At 44.8% G+C, this 22,228-nt stretch carries 19 protein-coding genes; 6 read left to right on the forward strand and 13 right to left on the reverse strand.

Annotated features, from left to right (window positions below; translation table 11 throughout):
* The first annotated feature begins 140 nt into the window (after positions 1-140).
* Positions 141-860 (forward strand): 2-phosphosulfolactate phosphatase, encoded by a 720-nt coding sequence (locus tag DWW23_RS09015; protein WP_122352959.1) that lies wholly within the window; start codon positions 141-143, stop codon positions 858-860.
* A 35-nt stretch (positions 861-895) separates the two neighbouring features.
* The gene (locus tag DWW23_RS09020; RefSeq protein ID WP_122352960.1) at positions 896-1,921 is read left to right on the forward strand and encodes a Gfo/Idh/MocA family protein; all 1,026 of its coding nucleotides are present in this window, start codon (positions 896-898) and stop codon (positions 1,919-1,921) included.
* 327 nt (positions 1,922-2,248) lie between these two features.
* Here the strand turns inward: DWW23_RS09020 and DWW23_RS09025 are convergent, their stop codons facing one another.
* Positions 2,249-3,514, reverse strand: a complete 1,266-nt coding sequence (locus DWW23_RS09025) for a DUF3843 family protein (RefSeq protein WP_122353102.1) — start codon at positions 3,512-3,514, stop codon at positions 2,249-2,251.
* 164 nt (positions 3,515-3,678) lie between these two features.
* Between DWW23_RS09025 and DWW23_RS09030 the strand changes: the two genes are divergently transcribed.
* The 3 genes from DWW23_RS09030 to DWW23_RS09040 all read left to right on the forward strand — a co-directional run bounded on the left by DWW23_RS09030 (position 3,679) and on the right by DWW23_RS09040 (position 8,697).
* A complete protein-coding gene (locus DWW23_RS09030) occupies positions 3,679-6,474 on the forward strand; it encodes a TonB-dependent receptor (protein ID WP_122352961.1) in 2,796 nt (931 codons plus the stop codon).
* Positions 6,475-6,513: 39 nt separating this feature from the next.
* Positions 6,514-8,109 (forward strand): Ig-like domain-containing protein, encoded by a 1,596-nt coding sequence (locus DWW23_RS09035; RefSeq protein WP_122352962.1) that lies wholly within the window; start codon positions 6,514-6,516, stop codon positions 8,107-8,109.
* Positions 8,110-8,226: 117 nt separating this feature from the next.
* Positions 8,227-8,697: a toxin-antitoxin system YwqK family antitoxin gene (locus DWW23_RS09040; RefSeq protein ID WP_122352963.1), complete on the forward strand. Its 471-nt coding sequence runs from the start codon at positions 8,227-8,229 to the stop codon at positions 8,695-8,697.
* Between the two features lie 393 nt (positions 8,698-9,090).
* On the opposite strand, the gene DWW23_RS09045 is transcribed toward DWW23_RS09040, so the two are convergent.
* From DWW23_RS09045 to DWW23_RS09100, 12 genes are all read right to left on the reverse strand, one after another.
* Positions 9,091-9,519 carry an RNA-binding S4 domain-containing protein gene (locus DWW23_RS09045; RefSeq protein ID WP_122352964.1) on the reverse strand — a complete coding sequence of 143 codons (429 nt, stop codon included), beginning with the start codon at positions 9,517-9,519 and terminating at the stop codon, positions 9,091-9,093.
* A 95-nt stretch (positions 9,520-9,614) separates the two neighbouring features.
* Positions 9,615-10,178, reverse strand: coding sequence for an aminoacyl-tRNA hydrolase (gene pth / locus DWW23_RS09050; protein ID WP_122353103.1), 564 nt, complete (start codon positions 10,176-10,178; stop codon positions 9,615-9,617).
* 90 nt (positions 10,179-10,268) lie between these two features.
* A complete protein-coding gene (locus DWW23_RS09055; protein WP_122352965.1) occupies positions 10,269-10,859 on the reverse strand; it encodes a 50S ribosomal protein L25/general stress protein Ctc in 591 nt (196 codons plus the stop codon).
* 132 nt (positions 10,860-10,991) lie between these two features.
* A complete protein-coding gene (locus tag DWW23_RS09060) occupies positions 10,992-11,843 on the reverse strand; it encodes an SDR family oxidoreductase (protein WP_122352966.1) in 852 nt (283 codons plus the stop codon).
* A gap of 2 nt (positions 11,844-11,845) precedes the next feature.
* Positions 11,846-13,072, reverse strand: coding sequence for an NADH:flavin oxidoreductase (locus tag DWW23_RS09065; protein WP_122352967.1), 1,227 nt, complete (start codon positions 13,070-13,072; stop codon positions 11,846-11,848).
* Positions 13,073-13,109: 37 nt separating this feature from the next.
* Positions 13,110-13,871, reverse strand: a complete 762-nt coding sequence (locus tag DWW23_RS09070) for a DUF1295 domain-containing protein (RefSeq protein WP_187576734.1) — start codon at positions 13,869-13,871, stop codon at positions 13,110-13,112.
* A gap of 19 nt (positions 13,872-13,890) precedes the next feature.
* Positions 13,891-14,448 carry an STM3941 family protein gene (locus tag DWW23_RS09075; RefSeq protein ID WP_122353105.1) on the reverse strand — a complete coding sequence of 186 codons (558 nt, stop codon included), beginning with the start codon at positions 14,446-14,448 and terminating at the stop codon, positions 13,891-13,893.
* A 5-nt stretch (positions 14,449-14,453) separates the two neighbouring features.
* Positions 14,454-14,747 (reverse strand): PG0541 family transporter-associated protein, encoded by a 294-nt coding sequence (locus DWW23_RS09080; RefSeq protein ID WP_122352968.1) that lies wholly within the window; start codon positions 14,745-14,747, stop codon positions 14,454-14,456.
* 91 nt (positions 14,748-14,838) lie between these two features.
* Entirely contained in the window at positions 14,839-17,964 is a 3,126-nt protein-coding gene (locus DWW23_RS09085; RefSeq protein WP_122352969.1) for an efflux RND transporter permease subunit, read from the reverse strand.
* Between the two features lie 13 nt (positions 17,965-17,977).
* Entirely contained in the window at positions 17,978-19,000 is a 1,023-nt protein-coding gene (locus tag DWW23_RS09090) for an efflux RND transporter periplasmic adaptor subunit (RefSeq protein ID WP_122353106.1), read from the reverse strand.
* A 39-nt stretch (positions 19,001-19,039) separates the two neighbouring features.
* On the reverse strand, positions 19,040-20,431 hold the full coding sequence (locus DWW23_RS09095) for a TolC family protein (protein WP_122352970.1): 1,392 nt from the start codon (positions 20,429-20,431) through the stop codon (positions 19,040-19,042).
* Positions 20,432-20,464: 33 nt separating this feature from the next.
* The gene (locus DWW23_RS09100; protein ID WP_122352971.1) at positions 20,465-21,082 is read right to left on the reverse strand and encodes a TetR/AcrR family transcriptional regulator; all 618 of its coding nucleotides are present in this window, start codon (positions 21,080-21,082) and stop codon (positions 20,465-20,467) included.
* 237 nt (positions 21,083-21,319) lie between these two features.
* Between DWW23_RS09100 and DWW23_RS09105 the strand changes: the two genes are divergently transcribed.
* Positions 21,320-22,222, forward strand: coding sequence for an AraC family transcriptional regulator (locus tag DWW23_RS09105; protein ID WP_122352972.1), 903 nt, complete (start codon positions 21,320-21,322; stop codon positions 22,220-22,222).
* The last annotated feature ends 6 nt before the right edge of the window (positions 22,223-22,228 follow it).

Genomic DNA, 22,228 nt, shown 5'->3' on the forward strand with positions numbered 1-22,228 from the left:
TTATCAGGGTAATTTGGTTAATCCTCATTTTTATTATAGAATCTTTTATATAATAGGTAGTTGCGAAGTCTCCGAATTAGGTATTCAGCGAATTATCCAGTATTTTTGTGGATGATATAAGATGATAAAAATGAAAAGAGATGAAGATTGATGTTTGTTTTTCGCCGGCTCTGTATCCGGTATATCATGATCCGGAGGCGATCGTTGTTGTGGTGGATGTATTCCGTGCAACGACAACGATGGCGGCGGCTTTTCAGAATGGAGTAAGTAGTATCCGCCCGGTTGCATCTGTGGAGGAAGCGATGGAATATAAGAGAAAAGGCTGGTTGGTTGGGGCCGAACGCAATGTGAAACGATGTGATTTTGCTGATTTCGGAAATTCACCATTCGACTATACACCGGAGAAGGTGACCGGTCGGGATGTGATTTTTACGACAACCAACGGAACGAAGGCGATAACGATCGCTAAATCGGCTTATCGAGTTATCACTGGGGCATTTATCAATTTACAGGCAGTGGCGGACTTTTGCCGGAAGCATGGGCGGGACGTTGTCGTATTGTGTTCCGGCTGGCAGGATAAGGTGAATATAGAAGATACTTTGTTCGGAGGCGCTTTGGTCGATGTCCTTGTCTCTACCGGTGAATATGAACCGGCTACCGATGCAGCAATCATAGCCCGTGATATGTGGAGGAATAATCGGAATAACTTACTGACATATATCGATCCGACGGATCATATGGCTCGTTTGAAAGCAAATCATTTAGCAGATTCGGTTCCTTATTGCCTGACATTGAACAGTGCGGAGGTTGTGCCGGAATTGACGATAGAGGAGGGAATCCTGGTTTTGAGAACCAGATAATACCGACATTGGTAAACAATTGAAAGATAAGAACAATGACAAAAAATAACAAGATACGTTTCGGAGTAATCGGGACGAACTTTATAACAGACTGGGTGATTGCCGGGGCACGGCAGGATGAACGTTTTGAGTTGGTGGCTGTTTATTCGCGGACACAGGAGCGGGCGGCTGAATTTGCAGCCAAACATCAGATTCCCCACACTTTTACCTCTCTGGAGGAAATGGCACAAAGTCCGCTGATCGATGCTGTTTATATTGCATCCCCTAATTTCCTGCATGCGGCACAGAGTATTCTTTGCATGAAACATGGCAAACATGTTTTGTGTGAGAAGCCTTTTGCATCGAATGCGTTGGAAGCGAAAAAGATGATCGAAGCTTCCCATACATATAATGTAACGTTGATGGAGGCGATGAAGCCGACATTGACTCCGAATTTCCGTGCTGTTCGTGATAATCTAAGCCGTTTGGGGACGATACGCCGTTATTTCTCTTGCTATTGTCAGTATTCATCGCGTTATGATAAGTATAAGGAAGGGATTGTGTTGAATGCCTTTAAGCCGGAATTGTCGAATGGGGCGATGATGGATATAGGTATCTATACGCTTTATCCGATGGTAGTCCTGTTCGGACGGCCAAAAAAGGTGGAAGCTTCCGGTATCGTGCTTTCCTCAGGAGCGGACGGACAAGGGGCAGTGAATTTTCTGTATGACGATATGAATGCGACTATCCTTTATTCGAAGATTGCTAACTCTTATCTTCCTACGGAGATACAGGGTGAAGAGGGGAATATCAATCTGGATCGTATAAATATAATAGGAAAGGTTACTTATACACCTCGTATCCCGACAGGTGCCGGAAAGACGGCAGTTTCGGAACCGATAGATATAAGCGCAGTGACAGATAAGAATGAATATTATTATGAGGTGGCAGAGTTTATGGATCTGATACAGGCGGGTAAACGCGAGTCATCTGTTAATAGTCATGAGAATTCATTGATTACTCTGGAGGTTATCGACGAAATACGGAGGCAGTTGGGGATTATCTATCCGGCTGACAGGTAGTGGAGGGAGATTCGCTATAACAGGTTTATTTGCCGTCTGCTTCAGCTGACGGATTAGTTAATAACTATTTCTTTGGACTTTAGTCACATTTTAAACACAATCTCTATGTGAAAAATGTGGCTAAAGCCGAAAGGGAGAAACAACTTGTAAACCGTCAGCTGAAGCAGACGGCAAATAAACCTGTAACAAGCAAGTCCTCCTGTTTATTGGAATTTCTAAATCCATGTCATCCGCGTACAAAACATATTCGACCGCAAAGCCTAACTGTCAACTGTCACTTGTCAACTATCAACTGAAAAAGGTGAAACCTTTTTCTAATAATTCTTTTTAAATCTCTCTTATAAAATACTTCGCCAGGAACTCCCAATTCCCATGAATAATATCTTTCCCGCGTTCCGGGCTGTACAGGCTCTTTGTCTGCGCATCTGCCAGCATACCGCGTTCTTCGAGGGCTTTCAGTAAGTCCATGCTGCAATGTTTGACGATGAAGAATGCCAATGCCTGTTCGGAAGCCTTTTTCTCATTGTAGAAAGGATTCTGTTCGTCTTTGATATATTCGATACCGTCCACCACTAATTGAAGGCCCTCTCTGGGAGAAGCATATACGGCAAACTTGTCGAATTCGATACAGTTCGCCAACGGAGTATATTCGTTTTCTTCCAGTTTCAACTGCTGCGAGGCGAAATCGATGAACTCTTGCTTGCTCTTCATATAGAATAACAATTTACCATTGGCCACTTCGGTAAATTTATTGTAGGCATCTTTGTTGCTTTCTTCCCTTTCTTTGATAGCAGGGTCGATGAAGTTTTCCGATTGCTCTGCCTGTTCCGCGAAGAAAGTGTGATTCGGGTGTGTTTCCGGTAGGATGAGCGACAACCATTTGGGCGACGTATAGGCCAGGAATGCAGTACGGTCGATGTGAGCCAGCGAATTATGGATTGTCATAATCACCTCCGTATTCTCCTTATTACCCGGGTTCTGACGCCAGAACTCCTTGATCGTTTCGCTCAGGTTGTATTTTGTGTCCGTGAATAAATACGAATCGTAATGGAACCAATGCAATAGTATTTCGTAGTCTTCCGGTGTCTCATAGGATGTTTCCGGGGCGAATAAAGCCTGCATCTTGCTGTTTTCCGGAGCGGTAGTCCACTCCTGGCAGAATAGCTGGTAGATCAGGTGGCCTGTCTCTTCGTTCGTCGGGTTGTCCGGATTGACGAAAGTTCCTTTCTTGGCACCGTGATACTGCTGGGTGTAGTGCCAGAGTAGGAAACGGACATCTTCCAGGTTGGCTTCATCATCGTAATAATGGTCGCTGATAGTGTAGAAAGGGAGATAGTTGCCTGTCTGTTTCTTATATTCCGTGATGAAAGAGTGCCAGATGTTGAGGCCGGAGATTACATCCTCGAAATAAGCCGCCATACGCATACTGATCTGGATGACATCTTCTTTGTCGAATGAGTTTGCCAGGTCGGTATGTAACATTATATCATGTATCTGATTGGCGATACGGGTATAATAAAGGTCGGTTGGTCCGGATTGTTTATATGGATGCAGTTGCAGCCAGTCTTTTGGAAAAATCTTAGTATTTTTCATCTTATAATCGTCATTTACGCTTTTGATTAATAAAGGTACAAATGTAGTAAATTTATTTGTCAACGAATTGTAATAACCGTTACCGTATTGTCATCTCTTTTAAATTTGGCTGAAACATCGCGCCTCTACTTTTGCGGCAAATAAATGTAACAACAAGTAAAGGAATGAGAAATAAGCGTGAAAAGAGAGGGCTGTTGATGCTGGTTCTCCTGCTGTTTGGAAGTTTTCTTGCGCTGACGGCCCGGGCACAAACGGGTGTTATCTGCGGAACCGTGACAGATGCTAAATTCAAGGAACCACTGATCGGTGCCACTGTCTCTATCGAAGGAACGACAATCGGAGCTATAACGGATATAGACGGAAATTTCCGTATCGAAAAGGTACAACCGGGTAAATATACACTGGTCGCTTCTTATGTATCTTATAAAACGCAAACCATAAAAGATGTGGCTGTGATAGCTCATCAGGAAGCAGTCGTGCGTATCGAACTATCGGACGCCGACCTCCAACTGCAAAACGTTGTGATAGTGGCCCAACGAAAACTGGGGACAGAAACAGCCGTACTGAATACCGTCCGTAAAAGCCTTCCTGTAGTGAGCGGAATATCTGCCCAGCAGATTAGCAAGACGCAGGACAGCGATGCCGCTGAGGTGCTTCGCCGTATACCCGGTATTACGATCGTGGACGACCGCTTCATTGTTGTTCGCGGCCTGGCACAGCGTTATAATAATGTGTGGCTGAACAATGCCACGACACCGTCGAGCGAGACGGATAGCCGTGCTTTTTCCTTTGACGTGCTGCCTTCTTCCCTGGTCGATAATATGATGGTCTACAAAAGTCCGTCGGCAGAGTTACCGGCTGATTTCTCGGGTGGTTTCGTCCGCCTGCTGACGAAGAATGTGCCGGAAGGGAATACCTTCAATATCTCTTATCAACTGGGTTTTAATACAAATGCAACTTTCCGCGATTTCCAGTTGACGAAAGGGTATGCGGTCGATTATCTGGGCTTTGGTGCCGGTAAACGCATGCTACCTTCCAATGCACCTGCTCACCTGAATGATGTAAGTACTTCCGACGCTGCTACATTTACCCGCCGGGTGAATACGGGGTGGGATATCAGCCATTTCACGGCACTCCCGGAACAGAAGCTGACTTTCACCATGAACCGCCTTTTCGACCTGGGTGACTGGCGGATCGGTAATATAACGAATGTGAATTACAGTACGGGCTACGATTATTACGAGATGAAGAACAATAACTATCTGTCGTATGATATGACGAACGACCAATCGTCTTACCGTTATAAATACGACGATGTGCAGTATAAGAATACGACCAAGCTCGGTGCCTTGTTCAACTGGTCTTTCCTGAACGGGAACAACAAGTTCGAGTTCCGTAACTTCTTCAACCAGCGGGGAACTTCTTCGCTTTCCCAACGCCAGGGTACAGATTACTATTCTGAAGAGAATATCCGGAAATGGGAATCACTTTACACCGGACGTACCACCTATGCCGGGCAGTTGAGCGGTGAACATAAATGGCACGACGAAGCCGACAAGCTGGACTGGACGGTGGGGTATGCTTATGCCGCCTACAAGGAGCCGGACCGTAAAGTCGTCAAGTCGATGGAACGGAAGCAGGATGACGAACTTAAATATTATGTATCCGACCCGACCCGCTATTATCAGGATCTGACGGATAACAGTTTCTCCCTCGGAACGAATTACGAGCATACTTTCAGTGTGTCGGAGCTTTTCAAACCCGTCTTGAATGCTGGTGTATATGGGGAATATAAAGACCGCACGTTTGAAGCACGCCGTTTTCTCTACAATCTTTTGGGAAGTGGATATAACCGCTTTGCCGAGTGGGATTACAGTTCGATCTTTTCGGATGAGAATATTTCCGAAAACCGTATTTATATGAAGGAAAGCACCAATAAAAGCGACTCTTATACTTCTGAGAATCTGCTGGGGGCAGCTTATGTGGCAGCCCGGTTGAATTATGGAGAGAAACTGAATGCGAATATCGGTGTCCGCATGGAATATTACCAGCTGAAATTGGATGGCTATGAATCGGATGGCATCAAAGCAGTCCATCTGGACCAAAGTTCGACCGAGTTCTTTCCTTCCTTGAATGTTGCCTATAGCCTGACTGATAAACAACAGGTGCGGGTCGCTTACGGGCGTTCGGTCAACCGTCCCGAATTTCGTGAAGTGGTGCCTTACGTGTATTATGACTTTGCACTAGATGCCAATATTACCGGGAATGTCAATTTAAAGAATGCCTATACCAATAATGTTGATGTGCGTTATGAGTTTTACCCGTCGACAGGTGAGACGGTGACGATAGGGGGATTCTATAAATATTTTGAAGACCCGATCGAGCAGACGTATAGTGAAGCAGGTTCCGGCTTGCAGTACACCTATCACAATGCCGATCATGCCAGGGCTTTTGGTGTGGAGGTGGATATTAAGAAGCAGTTGGATTTTATCGGGTTGAAAAACCTGAGCCTGGTGTTCAATGGCGCCTATATTCATAGTAAGGTCTATTTTGCCGAAGGCTCTTTTGAGCGCGACCGGGCGATGCAGGGACAGTCTCCTTATCTGATCAATACAGGGTTATTCTATCAACTGGAAGATAAAGGTTTTTCTGCTTCCGTGCTCTATAACCGCATCGGAAAGCGTATCGAAACAGTGGGTGTCCCTGCCCAGAACCCGAATGACGATATCCCTGATATCTATGAAATGCCACGTAACGCATTGGATTTGAGTTTCTCGAAGAAAGTGGGCAAGTATGTGGAGATTAAAGGGGGTATCAAAGATTTGTTGAACTCGAAGATTGAGTATAAACAGTTTCTGGAACTGACGGAAACATCCGGTGCGAAACGGGAAGTGGAGCAGTTGGTTCGCAGCTACCGTCCGGGCGTGACTGTTAATCTGGGCGTATCGGTTAAATTTTAAATAATGTCACTTATATACAAACTAAATTAGTTTATTATTATGAACAAGTTTTTATTGAAAGGTGTGGCTGCCTTATTATGCATAGCCACAATGTTTGGAAACGTAGCTTGTAGCGACGATGACGACTCGGCGACAATCAGTGTTACTGCGGTTGCATTGGATAAAACGACCTTGTCGTTGAAACCGGGATCGACAGCCAAGTTGGTTCCTACCATTACTCCCTCGGATGCTACTACGACAAGTGTGACCTGGACTTCTTCCGATGATAAGGTAGCTACCGTTAGCGATGGAACGGTTACGGCTGTAGCGGAAGGTACGGCTACTATCACTGTTAAGACTGACGACGGTGGTAAAACGGCAACTTGTGTTGTCACGGTTGATGCCGATGCTCCGGAAAGCCAAGACGTAACGCTGGAAGGAGATATTCCTTCCGATATGACTCTACGTGCTGTGGATAATAATTTGTTGAAAGGATATGTATATGTGCCTTCCGGTGTAACATTGACTATCGAACCGGGTACGGTGATCAAAGGGGAAAAAGCCACAAAAGGTTCTCTGATCGTTGAACCGGGGGGCAAGATCATTGCCGAAGGTACGGTTGATAAACCGATCGTCTTTACTTCGAACCAGCCTGCCGGTTCACGTGCTTATGGCGACTGGGGTGGTTTGATCTTATGTGGTAATGCTCCGGTTAATGCAAATGATCCGCAGATAGAAGGTGGTCCGCGTACTCATTATGGTGGAAACAAGCCTGAAGATAATTCCGGTATAGTGAAGTATGTACGTATCGAGTTTGCCGGTTATCCGTTGGAACCGAATAAAGAGATCAATGGCCTTACCTGTGGTGGAGTCGGTAGCGGAACGACACTGGAATATATCCAGGTATCTTATTGTGGTGACGATTCTTTCGAATGGTTTGGCGGAACGGTGAATGCAAAACACCTGATTGCTTATAAAGGTTGGGATGATGAATTCGATACGGATTACGGTTATACCGGAAAATTGCAGTTCTTGCTGGGTGTTCGTGATCCGAAGGTTGCCGATACCTCCAAGTCCAACGGTTTTGAGTCGGACAACGATGCGAATGGCTCAGGAGACGAGCCTATTACGAAGCCTATTTTCTCTAACGTAACGCTGATCGGTCCGTTCTATGGCGAGTCAGCTGGTAAAGCGGAAAGTGAAATCCTTTATACAACGGATGATGCAGCTAATGGTGCGAAGGGTGGACAGTTCCAGGCTGCTATGCATATTCGCCGTAACTCTTCTTTGAATGTTTACAACTCTGTCTTCACTGGTTGGCCTTATGGTCTGTACCTGCAGAATGCAAATGCCGGTGCAACAGTAAAGAATGTGATCTTTGCCGGTATGTGGGAAAACTTCAAGGATGATGACAGCAAGAGCTATTTTGAAACAGAGAATTTGAAAAATCAGGTATATGCTTCCAGCAACGACCTGATTGCAACAAACGCTGATTATTCTTCAGTGGTAGTCGACAAGATCGGTGGTGCGGATTTCTCTGATTCTGTTTTGTCTGACAACTTCTTCGATAAGGTTACTTACAAAGGTGCCTTCGACGGAACCAACGACTGGACAGCCGGATGGGCAAACTGGGATCCACAGAATACAGCTTATTAATCAGATTGTTTCTTACTCGAATTTTTGAATAATGGTTCAGGGGCCGGGATATGTTACATTTTCCTGTGCCCTTTTACCTTTCTTGCAGGAGGGTGGAAACTGTAAAAACATATACAAATGATAAAGAAATTGCTATTAACATCTACATTGGTTGCCGGAAGTACCTTTGCTATCCAGGCACAGGACCTGGTACTTAGTGAAGGTCAGTATTATACGGACGAAACACAGACAACGCCTTATACGGGGCGTTATACGGAGTTTTATGACGATGGTATGCTGAAAATGGAGTTGTATCTGAAAGATGGCCGTCCGGAGGGCACGTATGTGATCTATTACCCCGATGGGAAAATTGCGGAGGTTCGCTCGTATTATCATGGTGTTTTTCATGGGGAGTGGCGAACCTATAATGAGGCAGGGCAACTGATCGGTCTGGCTTCTTATAAAGACGGTGAGAAAGATGGTCCCTGGCGTATCTGGAATGACAAAGGTGTCATGCGTTTTGAAATGTTCTACACCCGCGGAAAGAAAAGTGGAATTTGGCGGACATGGAGTGATGAGGGGAAATTGTTGACAGAAGAGAAACAGTGATAGAAAAAGGTGAAACCTTTTTCAGTTGACAGTTGACAAGTGACAGTTGACAGTTAGGCTTCGCAGTCGAATATATAAAACGGGAGTCTATTCGTCTATCGTCTATCTGTTATCAATAAGGCATGCTTAGTTACAGGTTCATTTGCCGTCAGTTTTAACTGACGGTCTACAAGTTGTTTTTCTTTTTGGCTTTAGCCACATTTCTCATCACATAAAGAAACTGTTGAAAATGGGACTAAAGTCCAAATAAATAGATCATTTACTAATCCGTCAGTTAAAACTGACGGCAAATAAACCTATAATGGCGAAGTCTCTTTGATAAGGGGATAGCTCAAACTGACAATCTTTGAAACATTCAATTCTGATAATAGCCGAATTTATTCTTAATTTTTATTATTCATCATTCGAATCAAAATCGAAATCAAAGTCGAAACCATCATCCATCAATCCCGGATCAGTGAACTGCTCCATTTCACGGCGATCTTTCTTGGTCGGACGGCCTAAGCCACGGGCACGGTCTACGAAACCGGATATCTTATTCATCTCCAGTATTTCGTATTGATCCGGAGTCGTGACATTTTCCAGATATTCCGGCACCAGTTTAGCACCCATTCTGCGTTCTGTCAATGCTAATACTTTGAAGGAAAAAGTCACAGGCGGTTTACGAACCTGAATTACTTCTCCCACCTTGATCATACGGGATGGTTTTACGGTGACACCGTTTATCATGATCCGGCTTTTCTTGCAAGCTTCTGCTGCGATCGTCCGGGTTTTGAAGATGCGGGTAGCCCACATCCATTTATCTATTCTTACTTCATTCATAACAATTTCAGTTGACAGTTGACAAGTGACAGTTGACAGTTATTGATGATAGGAGTGCGAAGCCTATCTGTCAAGTGTCAACCGTCATCTGTCAACTATTTATTATTGTATTGGTTCATCGTGATCTGTACCCCTGCCAGGCAGAAGCTCTTGACGATTTCGATGGCCCGTTTCAATTTTTCCGGCATCAGTTCTAGTTCTTCAGAAGGGAACTTGCCTAATACATAATCTATTTGTCCGCCGCGGGGAAAGTCACTACCTATCCCGAAACGCAGACGGTTATACTCCTGTGTTCCCAGGAGTTGTTGTATGTTCTTCAATCCGTTGTGTCCTGCATCACTACCTTTCGGTTTCAGACGTAAAGTGCCGAAGGGAAGAGCCAGGTCATCTACTACCACCAACAGATTCTCCACTGGAATATTCTCTTTTTGCAACCAGTAACGGACGGCATTTCCGCTCAGGTTCATAAATGTATTCGGTTTGAGCAGGATCAACTCGCAGTTCTTCACCCGCATCCGGGCAACTGCCCCGTAACGCTCTTCCGTGAAAGGCACTCCGGCTTCTTCTGCCAAAGCATTCACGACACGGAAACCGATGTTATGCCGTGTGCCCCAGTATTCAGAGCCTATATTACCAAGTCCGGTTATCAGATATTTCATGATTCTTGCATTATTTATATAATATAAGAAAGGGAAGAACATTCTCCTGAATATTCCTCCCTCACGTTATTTGGTATTATCTTTTTCAGATTACTTACCAGCAGTAGCCTGAGCACCACGAGCGGCACGAGTCAACTGAACGGCGCAAACAACAGCGTTCTTTGCATTTGTCAGTTCCAGACCTTCGAAGTGTAAAGCACCAACCTGCATAGACTTACCTAAGCCCAGGTGATCAACGTTGATAGTCAGTTTTTCAGGGATCTGAGTATAGATAGCTTTAACTTTCAGCTTTCTCATACGCAATGTCAGCTTACCACCGGCTTTAACACCTTCGGCGTGACCTTCCAGAACAACAGGAACTTCCATTGTTACCGGTTTGCTGTCGGAAACTTCCATGAAGTCGATGTGCATGATAGCATCGGTTACTGCCTGGAACTGGATATCTTTAACGATAGCCATAGTCTTTGTTCCGTCGATGTTCAGTTCAACAGCGAAGATTTCCGGAGTATAAACCAGTTTACGTACACTGTCGACAGTTACTGTAAAGTGAGTTACTTTTTCGCCACCGTATAATACAGCAGGGATTTCCTGATTTTTACGCATAGCTTTCAAAGCTCTTTTCTGATCAGAAGAAGTAGCAGCTACTTCTCTTCCTTTTCCTTCTAATTGGAATGTCTTCATTTCTTTAATTTTTTGTGTTACTCAAAATTAGTATTTATGCTTCCTAATTTTCCCATCACACGTACGGGGGTTAAAAGCGGTGCAAAGGTATGTTTTTTATTAATACGTTCCAACTGTCCCGTGTATATTTTTTTAATCCAGTAGATTACGGGAACGAAGCAATCCCTCCGTATCGTCCCAGAGCTTGACTTGGGCCGGATGGTTCCGGATATGTTCCGACAGCTTTTTCTCTTTGCAGTTGGCGTAGCATGCACCACTTTTATCGTTCACATCTTCCGACAGGGCAAGGTGTATGGCTGTCGCTGCTCCTTGTAGCGGTGTTTTGATGAAAGGACGGAACAGGATATCTGTCAGCGGGTCGAACCAGGCATTCATCGTAATCATATTCGTACTGACGATACCAGGGTCGGAGGCGTTGACGGTAATTCCTCTTTCTTTTAACCTTTCCGCCAACTCGCGTGTAAAGAGCAATAAGGCCAGTTTGGTATTTCCGTACACCGATATCCGGTTGAAACGTCCGTTCTTCCCTTTGGTGAAGAAGTCGGATTCTATTTTACCGATGGCATACGTGCAGGATACCGTATTGACGATACGGGTTCCCTTATGCATCAGGGGAAGCAGCAACCGGGTGAGCAGATAAGGACCGACATAATTAACGCTGACAATCGTTTCCAATCCGTCTACCGTAGGACGAATATGGGTGGTCAGAACTCCGGCATTGTTCATTAACCGGCCGACCGGACGTCCTTCCGCCAGTATCTTTTGTGCGAAAGCATGGACGGATGATAAAGAGGAGAGGTCTATCCCCCGGACCTCTATTTGCTCATTCCCGCTTTCTTTTTTTATACGTTCGCAGACCGGATATGCTTTCTCCGGTTCTTTACACGCCATGATGATCTGAAAACCGTCTTTGGCCAGTGCCAGGGTGATCTCTTGTCCCATGCCCCCGTCAGCACCGGTTATAATGGCTATTCCTTTTTCCATTATTATTTATACTCCAGTTTTTCTATTTCTTTGACAATACTTTTAGGTAGATTCTGCATATGTTTATGGCAAGCCATTTCCAGCGAATACATGCGGGCAATGCAATAGTTGCTGTGACCGCAGTCGCAACGGGCCAGTTCGTCTTCTTTCATATGGTTGACGAAAGCCGGATCGTTGAGCAGTGCACGTGCCATGCTGACAAACTCGAATCCGTGGCCGAGCACTTCCTCTATCTTTTCACGGGAGATAAGGCCGCCGACATATACAAGGGGCATTTTCAGGGCTGCCCGGAATTTCAGCGCGTCTTCCAGAAAATACGCTTCCTTGAACGGTTCGGTAGGAATCATCAGGTGCCCTGCCATTCGTACGCCGATTGGCAACCATCCGTTCGGCATGTAATGAGTCATTGTGCGGATAGGCATTGCACCACGCATAACATACATCGGAGCACGGCTTACAAATCCCCCGCTCAGTATCAGGGCATGTACGCCGCATTGGTTTTGCAGGGTACGGGCAACTTCCAGTGTTTCGTCGAGCTCCATGCCGCCTTTAAAACCGTCGCGCATATTCATCTTTACCAGGACTGCCATATCCGAACCGGCAGCTTTCATTACCTCTTCCATACACATCTTCATGAAACGCATCCGGTTTTCCAGGCTTCCTCCATATTCGTCTTTCCGGCGGTTAGTATAAGGAGAGAGGAACTGGCTGATCAGATAGCCGTGTCCGGCATGTATTTCGACGGCATCCATTCCGGCTTCGCGGGCGAGGTGGACTGCCTGGCCGAAGGCTTTCGCCATAGCGGCTATTTCAGACTGTCGCATTCCCCGGACGAAAGTCGGCGAATATAAATTGAATCCGGTGGAAGCAGAGATAGGAGTACATCCGCAGATATTTTTGTGAGACATGTTCCCGCAATGTCCGATTTGTATGGAAGCGGCAGCACCTTCGGCATGGATGGCATCTGTGATCTTCTTCAGACCAGGTATAATTTCAGGGCGTAACCACAACTGACGTTCGAATGAAAGTCCGCTTTGCGTTACGGCGGCATAGGCTAAAGTTGTCATGCCGATTCCGCCGGCTGCTACAGAGGTATGGTAGTTATATAGCATTTCCGACGGAGCGTTCCCCGGGCACATACTTTCGAAAGCGGCCGCCCTGATCGTACGATTCCTGAGTGTGAGCGGACCGATAGAGGCCGGGGTGAATAGCATAGATTCTTTATTCATATTAATAACCAGTTATTTATAGTTGTATTTTATATAATCAGTAAATAAATGGAATGATTCGTTTCCGGTTTCCGACCTCTTTACCGAACATGGTTTTGTACTTGTGCCAGATCGTATTGGCACGAGGCACCAGGTTAGCGAATGTCCACCAGGCGAACAAGGCTCCGCTGGCACTCCAGGTCAGGATGGCAAAGCCGCACCATTCCACCAGTTCGCCGAAATAGTTGGCCGAGGTTACGTAATTGAACATACCTCCTTTAGGTAGATAATGGTTGGTGTCGCCCGGTTTGCGGAGATGGCGGACGATATAGTCTGACCGCCAGTTGATCCACATGCCGCTAAAGAACATCAGCGTTCCGATAATGAATTGCGGAGTGGTCAGCCATTGGACTGAATACATATTTTCGGGGGCGAGGTAGAATATCCACATACCTTGTATATAACCGTTCAGCAGGTTGAAGACAATCCCCATTGTCATAATACCCGCAGGCATTTTGCTCTTGCCTTTGATCAGTAAGGGGAATATGAATGCCCGTTGCAAATAATGTAGTTCGAAGAACAGGAAGAAGAGTAGAGGAACGGTTTCAAATTGCCGTTCAGACTGGCTCCAGAGGAAGAGCATCACCCCGAAGACAGGTGCTTCCATACAGATCCAGGCTATTTTGTTTGGTATAGGGATACCCCATTTTTTGTCGAATAACATACCGTATCCGGCTTCTACGAAGTAAAGGGTAACAAAAACAATGGCGGCAATGACCGCCATTATAATCAGCAATATATTAAACTCATCAAGGGTCATTTCAAATCGAGTAATAAGATTATGCTTCTTTATGTAATGTTTTATAGTGGTTGTATTTCTCGAATACAGCCTTTTCGAGTTCCTTAAATGTACAATCCAACGCGCGGTCGGAGATACAAATAGGCGATCCGTAGTATTGAAGCTTCAGTTCCAGGGAACGCTTCTTGCTACGTGTGGGCTCCCGGTCAATATATTCGTTCGGATTTTTTACCTTCAGCACGATATATTTACGTTTCAGATTGCTAAGGTCGTCCATTATTTTGATATTGTCAACATCTTTCCACAAAATTGTGCCGATCCGGTTGCCTGTCGATATATCATTGATCCCTTCGTCGGAGATATAGATCGCCTTGAAACTTTCGCGGGTCAGGAATGAATAGCTGATTAAGCAGAAAAATGTCGTGAGTAAAGCAAAGACACCGATGAAGATAAAGACAAAACGTCCTTCCCCATATTTGAGGTCATGAGCAGCATACAAAGCTCCGGCACCGATCAGGGCAGAGAGGATCGTTGTCAGAAACAACCCTCTCTTTTTATGCCTGCTCAATTTGAATGTGGTTGTAGAAGGTGCTTCCATAACCGTCAAATTGATTTTTCAATGTTCCATACGAATGCACGTAGTCCCTGAGCTTCTGTCTGCATATCCATTTTGTGGAGCAGGTCCAGGAAAGGATCGACTTTTTCATCGTCTACCATTGCCAGTATAGCGGAGTTGAGGGTTGGCCAGGCATGGCTACCGTAATGAGGTTCGCCATTCTTACTGCCACGGCCCTGTACTGTTTCCCAATGAGTGAAACCACGGATATTATTACGATCCATAACACTGAGGATCATCTCGTAATAGGCCTGATTGAATGATATGAATATAGCTTTCATTGTTCTTTTATTTAATGTTATAAAGACGGTATAAAAATCCGTATTATTGACCGCAGATTCTGCAGACTCAGCATTATCTGCGGTCAGTAATTTATAATTGTTCCAGATGGTTCAACCTGGCGATCTTACGGCGGCGGCGTTTTACACCGTTTCCGGCAAATACGCAATATACCGTCGGTACGATAACCAGTGTGATCAAAGTGGATACTGAAAGTCCCCATGCAACCGTCATACCCATCGAACGCCACATTTCAGCACCTTCACCTGTACCGATAGCCATCGGGATCATACCGAGTACGGTAGTCAGGGTGGTCATCAATACCGGACGGAGACGGGATTTACCGGCAGCAACTGCAGCAGTAAGAATACTCATTCCGCGTTCGCGGCATAGGATCGTGTAGTCGATCAGCACGATACCGTTCTTTACAACGATACCCATCAACATGATCACACCGATCAAAGCCATCACCCCGAGTGGTGTCTGTGTGATTGCCAATCCCAGAATTACACCGGTAAAAGCAAACGGGATGGAGAACATGATCACGAACGGATCGGTCAGCGATTCGAACTGAGCCGCCATCACGATAAATACCAAGATGATGATCAGTACCATCAATATACCCAGGTCGGTAAATGTATCCTGCTGGTCTTCGAATGTACCTCCCAGCTGCCAGCTTACATCAGACGGGATATCCATCTTCTTCAGTTCGGATTGAACGGCAGATACCAGGTCGCTTAATGCAGCACCCTGACCGACAACGGCAGATACGGTGATAAGACGTTCACGGTTCTTACGCTCGATAGTCGGCGGTGTCATACGTTCTACAACTTTACCTACATCGCGGATGCGAACCCCTTGTCCGGCATTGTTATAGATCATGATATTTTCGATATCTTCGATAGACTGGCGGAATTCGGGAGCATAACGTACTTTGATATCATACTCGTCACCGTCTTCACGATACTTGGAAGCGGTGGAACCATTGATACGGTTACGCAGATACAAAGAAGCTGTGGTAACGTTCAGGCCGTTCATTGCCAGTTTTTCGCGGTCGAAGTCAACCTGATATTCCGGGATATAATCTTTACGGCTGATGTTAACCTGTGAACATCCCTTCAATCCTTCCAGACGTCTTGACAGATCTGCTGCAACAGCATCCGTCTTGGCAAAGTCGAAGCCGTAGATTTCTATATCTACTGCATTCTCACCACCCATAGAACCAGACTGACCACCGGCCAATACCTTGTACTCTTTGATCTCGGAGTATTCTGCCAGGTCTTTACGCATCATATCGCAGATTTCGATCAATCCTCTTTCACGGTCGCCGACACTGCTCAGGTTGACATTCATTTCAATGATGTGTGAACCGTTGTCGCTCAACTGTGCGAATGTGTTATCGGTATCGGCCTGTCCTTCTGTAAAGTTCAGTACCAGGATTTCCGGATATTTCTCACGGAATTGTTTGTCGATACGCAAAGCCAGTTCACGTGTGATCTCCTGGCGAGTACCGATCGGCATTTCGATCGTGATACCGATACGGGCATTATCCTGTGTAGGGAAGAACTCTGTTTTTACTACCGGGATCAGCATCATACTACCTACAAAGAGCAGGACGGCGCCTGTGATAACCGTTTTACGATGGCGGACAGCCCAAGTCAGGAAACGTCCGTAAGCAACATCTAATGCGTTCAGTGCTTTCTCGATAGGAGTGAAGAACAAAACGTACAAACGTCCTTTCTTCGGATCGAGACGTAACAACTGAGAACAAAGCATCGGTGTCAAAGTCAAAGCTCCTACTGTCGATACGATCATGATGATACTAACGATCCAGCCTAACTGTTTGAAAAGGATACCGGCCATACCGGTCACCATTGTCAATGGCAGGAACACAGCCAACATAGTCAATGTAGAAGCGATTACGGAGATAGCCACCTCGTTGGTTGCGTGTACGGCTGCCTGCTTCGGCTTACTACCTCTTTCAATATGCGTCGTGACATTCTCCAATACCACAATGGCATCATCCACCACCATACCGATTGCAATAGATAATGAACTTAACGAGATGATGTTCAGTGTATTGCCGGATGCCAGCAAGTAAGCGAATGCAGCGATCAGTGAGATCGGGATTGTCAGGATAATGATAAATGTCGCTCTCCAGCGTCCCAGGAAGATGAATACCACCAACATAACGACAATGAAAGTGATCATGATCGTTTCCTGCAAACTGTCGATCGTATTCAGGATGTTGGTCGAGGTATCGACGATGACACCCAGTTGTACGTCGGATGGCAAACTGGCCTGTATTTCCGGCAGTTTTTCGTGAACTTTCTTTGCGATATTCACAGAGTTTGCTCCGGACTGCTTCTGGATAACGATCATACCCCCTTTACCTCCGTTGTTGAAGGTTTCCTGGGCACGTTCTTCGATATAGTCTTTTACCTGTGCTACGTCGCGCAGATACACATTTTTACCGTTATTGCTTCCTACTACCAGGTCCAGCATTTGTTTGGCATCGGTGAACTCACCCTGTACACGGAGTGTATAGGTGTTTGAACCGATATCTATGCTACCACCCGGTGTATTGCGGTTCTCCTGTGCAATGATAGAGGAGATTCCTTCGATGGTCAACCCATAAGCTTCCAATTTATAAGGGTCGCAATATACCTGTACTTCACGGATCGGAGCACCGGAAATAGATACGGCACCTACTCCGCTGATACGTGCCAGCGGGTTGGATACTTTATCGTCCAGGATTTTGTAAAGGGCGTTGGTACTTTCCTCTGCTGTTACCGAAAGCAACAGGATTGGAATATCGTCGGTACCGAACTTAAAGATGATCGGGTTTTCCACATCATCTGGCAGAGACGATTCTACGATGTCCAGTTTATCCCGGACGTCGTTGGTCGCGACATCGATATCGGTACCGTATTCAAATTCCAGTGTAACGATAGAGATGTTTTCGCGGGACTGTGAGGTGATGTGTTTCAGGTCACTCACACTGTTCAATACGTTCTCCAATGGTTTGGATACGTTCATTTCAATATCTGTGGCGCTGGCTCCGGGATAAGCCGTCATGACCATGATCATGTTGGTCTCGATCTCCGGGAGCAAGTCGACTGATAATCGGGTTAAGGAAAAAAGCCCCATAATCACCACAGCCACGAATACGAGGGCGGTGGTTACCGGCTTTTTTACCGCTGTTGCATATAAACTCATATAGTATTATTTCTTACTTGTCAATTTCTACTTCCATTCCATTAGTCAAACGGTTCTGACCGGTTATTACCACCTGGTCACCATTTTCTACGCCGGATACGATTTCGTATTTGTTCCCCATACGGCGTCCCAATTCTACCTTCTGGTAGGATACTTTTCCATCTTTGTAAACATAGATGTAGCGGTCACCCGATCCGGATTGTTTTACGATGGACTGATCCGGTGTAACTACGTGGTTACGTGTACCGAAATTCATCGTTGTACGTGCAAACATTCCCGGACGTACGCGTTCGTCGGTGTTGGCAATCTTGATCTCTACCGGAAAAGTACGGGTAGAAGAATCGATGGTCGGATAAACCAGACTTACTTTGCCTTTGAATATTTCGTCACCATATACATCTAGTTTTATATCCACTTCATTTCCTTTCTTCACCTGTGTAAAGTAACTTTCGGAAACATTTACGAGTAGCTTGACCGGACGGATCTGTTCTACCGTATAGATCGGATCGCCGCCGCTGTACATGTCGCCGCTGTCATAATTACGGGCAGTGATGATACCTGTGATAGGGCTTAACAGTTTCGTGTTTTCCTGCAGGTTTTTATAGCTTGCACGGCTTACATCCAGTTGGGTCTTCTGGGCATCCCAGGCTGACTTGGACGCACCGCCTACCTTGTATAGTTCGTCGATACGGTTGAACTCGATTTCCTGATTATCCAATTGTATTTTGGCTTGTTTCAGGTTTGTTTCATCCATTTTAACGAGTACCTGGCCTTCTTTTACATGATCGCCAACTTCGGCAAACAGCTTCTCGATACGAACCGGTGACTGAGGGGCAATATTGTTTTTAATATTTGCCTCTACGGTTGCAGTAAATTCCGCTATCTGGTCTACATCCTGAGCCGATACCTGCTCTATCTTCACTTTTACTTTTTCATCAGTGGTATCTGTTGCTGTGTCTTTCTTTTCACCTGAACATGACATCAGCAGGGCTAATGTTACGAGCGGTACAACTTTCAGCATTTCACGTGTTTTCATATTGTAAACTGTTTTTATTTTTGTTCTCATTCTTGTTTCTTAATTCGTTTGTTCCTGACCTAAGACTTTTTCCATATCCGATTTAGCTACCATATAATTGTAGATGGACTGGTTCAGATTCAGTTTCGCTTGTGTCAGTGCCAGTTCCGCATCGTTCATTTCAAGCAATGTTCCGGCTCCTGTGTCATAGCGCTTCTGGGCGATCTTATATCCTTTGTTTGCCTGTTCGACACCTTTCTGAGCGGCATCGAATTGTTTCACGCAGGTTTTCATATTATCCAGATATTGTTTGATAGCCAACTGCAGGTTGCGTTTCGTATCGTCGCGCTGCAAATCCATCTGATGCATGGATACCTGTGTCTGCTTGATCTTATGATATTTGCTGCCTCCGGAAAAGATAGGAACTGTAAGCGATACACCGACAATCGAGTAAGGAGTCCAGTTATAGTTCTTGAACTTGAAATCATTGTTCATGGCATTCCACTGGTACATACCTGTGAGCGATAATGTAGGTAGATAGTCGAACTTCTGCATGGTCAAAGTCTTTTTCAACTGTTGCATCTGCAGATCGATCTGTTTCAAATCGGTGTTGCCAGCCAATGTCGTATCGGTTGCCATATAGTCCGCAAACAGGACTGATTCGAAATCGGCCAGTTCTCCTTCGCAGTCGATAGCCATTTCCAGATCCATTCCCAGGAGTGCCTTTAATTGCCATTTAGCCAATGTGAGCGAGTTTTCTGCCTGGAGCATATTCGGTTCACTGTTCTTTACGGTCACGTCTGCACGGATCAGATCGTATTCGGCTACCGTTCCCTGGTCATATTTCTTTTTGATATCCAGATAGTTTTCCATCGCGTTATCATAGCTTTCCTTGAAAACACGATAAGAATCGTTTGCCAGTAAAACGGCATAGAAGCTTTTCTTAACCTGATTTACCATCGATATTTTGGATGACCGGGCCTGCTCTATAGACAGTTCCACGTCGAGGGCAGATATGCTGAGGCTTTTCCATAATGTAGCGTTGACAAGGGGCATCGATAGATTGAAGCCGGTAGTCCAGTTGTTATCACGGCCAACCTCAATACCTTTGCTCATATCGATACCTTCCATACCAGGCGTCGGTTCGTCACTGCCGCCACCCATATCGAAACCATCCATATACATCACCTGCTTTTTCAACGTGCGGGTATAATCGGCTGTAAAATTAATCTGAGGGAACAGAGCGGCATATGTACCTTTCTGTGCATACTTTTTCTTTTCGATCTCTTTGTCAGCGACTTTTACGGTCGGGTTTTCACTTAACGCTATCTCCAATGCTTTTTCCAGGTCGAGCTTCAGGACATCCTGTGCTTTCACCGTAGAAAAGACCAGAGAAGGCAGCAACATCATGACTACCCACATCATCTTCTTAGTAATTAATACTCGTTTCATTTAAACTAGATTTGATTTTGAATAAAATTCCTATTACTCTTCACTTAATAATATGTCCTGCGAGTGTTTCAAAGCATAACGCTCCAAAATCGTCAGGCCTTTCTCTGTGCATATACCCCGGAGGAAGGTAAACAATACCGTCTGGAATACTTCTGCCACCGAATGGTTCAGAAATGTTTTCGACGGGCGGATCATTTTCAATTGTTCTTTTGCCAGCAAAGCTAATATTTCGATATTTACATCTTTTTGGAAAACACCTTCTTTAGCTCCCCGATTGAGTAACTTGATACATCTTTTAGTGAAATCCGCTTTGTCTTTCTCTACCTGTTCCAATGCTTTCGGATAACGTTTCAGATCATCATAATATTTTTTATTGTACCAACGGGGGCGTTTCATAAAATCTTCGTAGAACAGGACGAAAACATCGAGAGCCGTGTATGGACCTTTTTCCAGTTCGGCAAGTGTGCTTCGCATGCTATTATTATAGGATTTGATAGCTTCCTGTAATAATGTTTCCTTGTCTTCGAAGAATTCATAGATCGTACGTTTTGAAATACCGATATTCCGGGCAATATCGTCCATGCTCACACTCTTGATACCGTATTGTGAGAACAGATCCAATGCCGTCGTCATAACTTGTTCTTTTGTCATATTTATTTTTTTGAATCATCAGCCATTATGCTCGGTGACAAAGTTCTGTCTAATTTAGAAAACTCAAAAGGTTTATTCTGTTACAGGATTGGTTTGAAACGAAAGGTGTTTTTGATAAATAAAGGCTTATAGGTGAAAAAAACATCTGAATTGGTGAAAAATGAAACAAATTCCTTGCGGGATTGTAAACAATACCTATCTTTGTGCAGACTATAATGATGAGTAAAATATAAAATTATGGAAAATCTCCCTTTAATAAAGTTCGCAGAGTTAAATAGGGGTATAATAATTCGCGACAGTTTCCAGGATATATTTCTGATAGCCGATATTGATGGTAATCAGGGAGTTGATGATCAGGAAGTCTATGAACATACTATGCCGATGCGATTGGATGCACTGTTGATGGTCCTGGTGTTGGAAGGCTCTTCGGAAATAGCATTGGATTATGTCCCTTATACTATAGGAACTAATAGCTTTACTATTATTATGCCGACGCATACGATACAACTCAATAAGATTAGTAAAGATTTTAAAGGGAAGCTTTTGGTTATCTCCCGTGAATTTCTTGATGAATGTAATACGGCGAAGCGTAGCCCTTCAATGGCTAATTATATGCAATTGAGAAAAAACCCCTGTACGACTTTCGAACCGGAGGAAACGGAGTTGGTGGACAATTACATCGAGTTGCTGAGGACTAAAATAAAGAACCGGACTCATTTTTTCCAGAAAGAAGTGATGCAGAATTCTTTTGTCGGGTTCCTTCTGGAGATTGCCAATATATTTATGGGAAAAAAAGATGGTCTGTTAATGCCGGCTCTTTCCCGCAAAGAAGAACTTTTCGAACAGTTCCTTCAATTGCTGTTTGAACATTGTAAAGAGCAGCATGTGGTTACTTTCTATGCAGAGAAGCTTTTTATCACTCCGCAATATCTGTCTTTGATCTTAAAGGAACTGACCGGAAAATCTGCTAATAAATGGATTGACGATGCATTGATCGTTGAGGCGAAGATCTTGTTGAAGGCTCCGCAGGCAACTGTGCAACAGGTCGCAGACATTCTGCATTTTTCCGATCAGTCTACATTTGGAAAATTCTTTAAAAAGCACATGGGTATTTCCCCGATGGAATACCGCAAGTCCTAATCAACT

Origin of the sequence: Parabacteroides sp. AF14-59, from assembly GCF_003479515.1 — a bacterium.
GTDB classification, from domain to species: domain Bacteria; phylum Bacteroidota; class Bacteroidia; order Bacteroidales; family Tannerellaceae; genus Parabacteroides; species Parabacteroides faecis.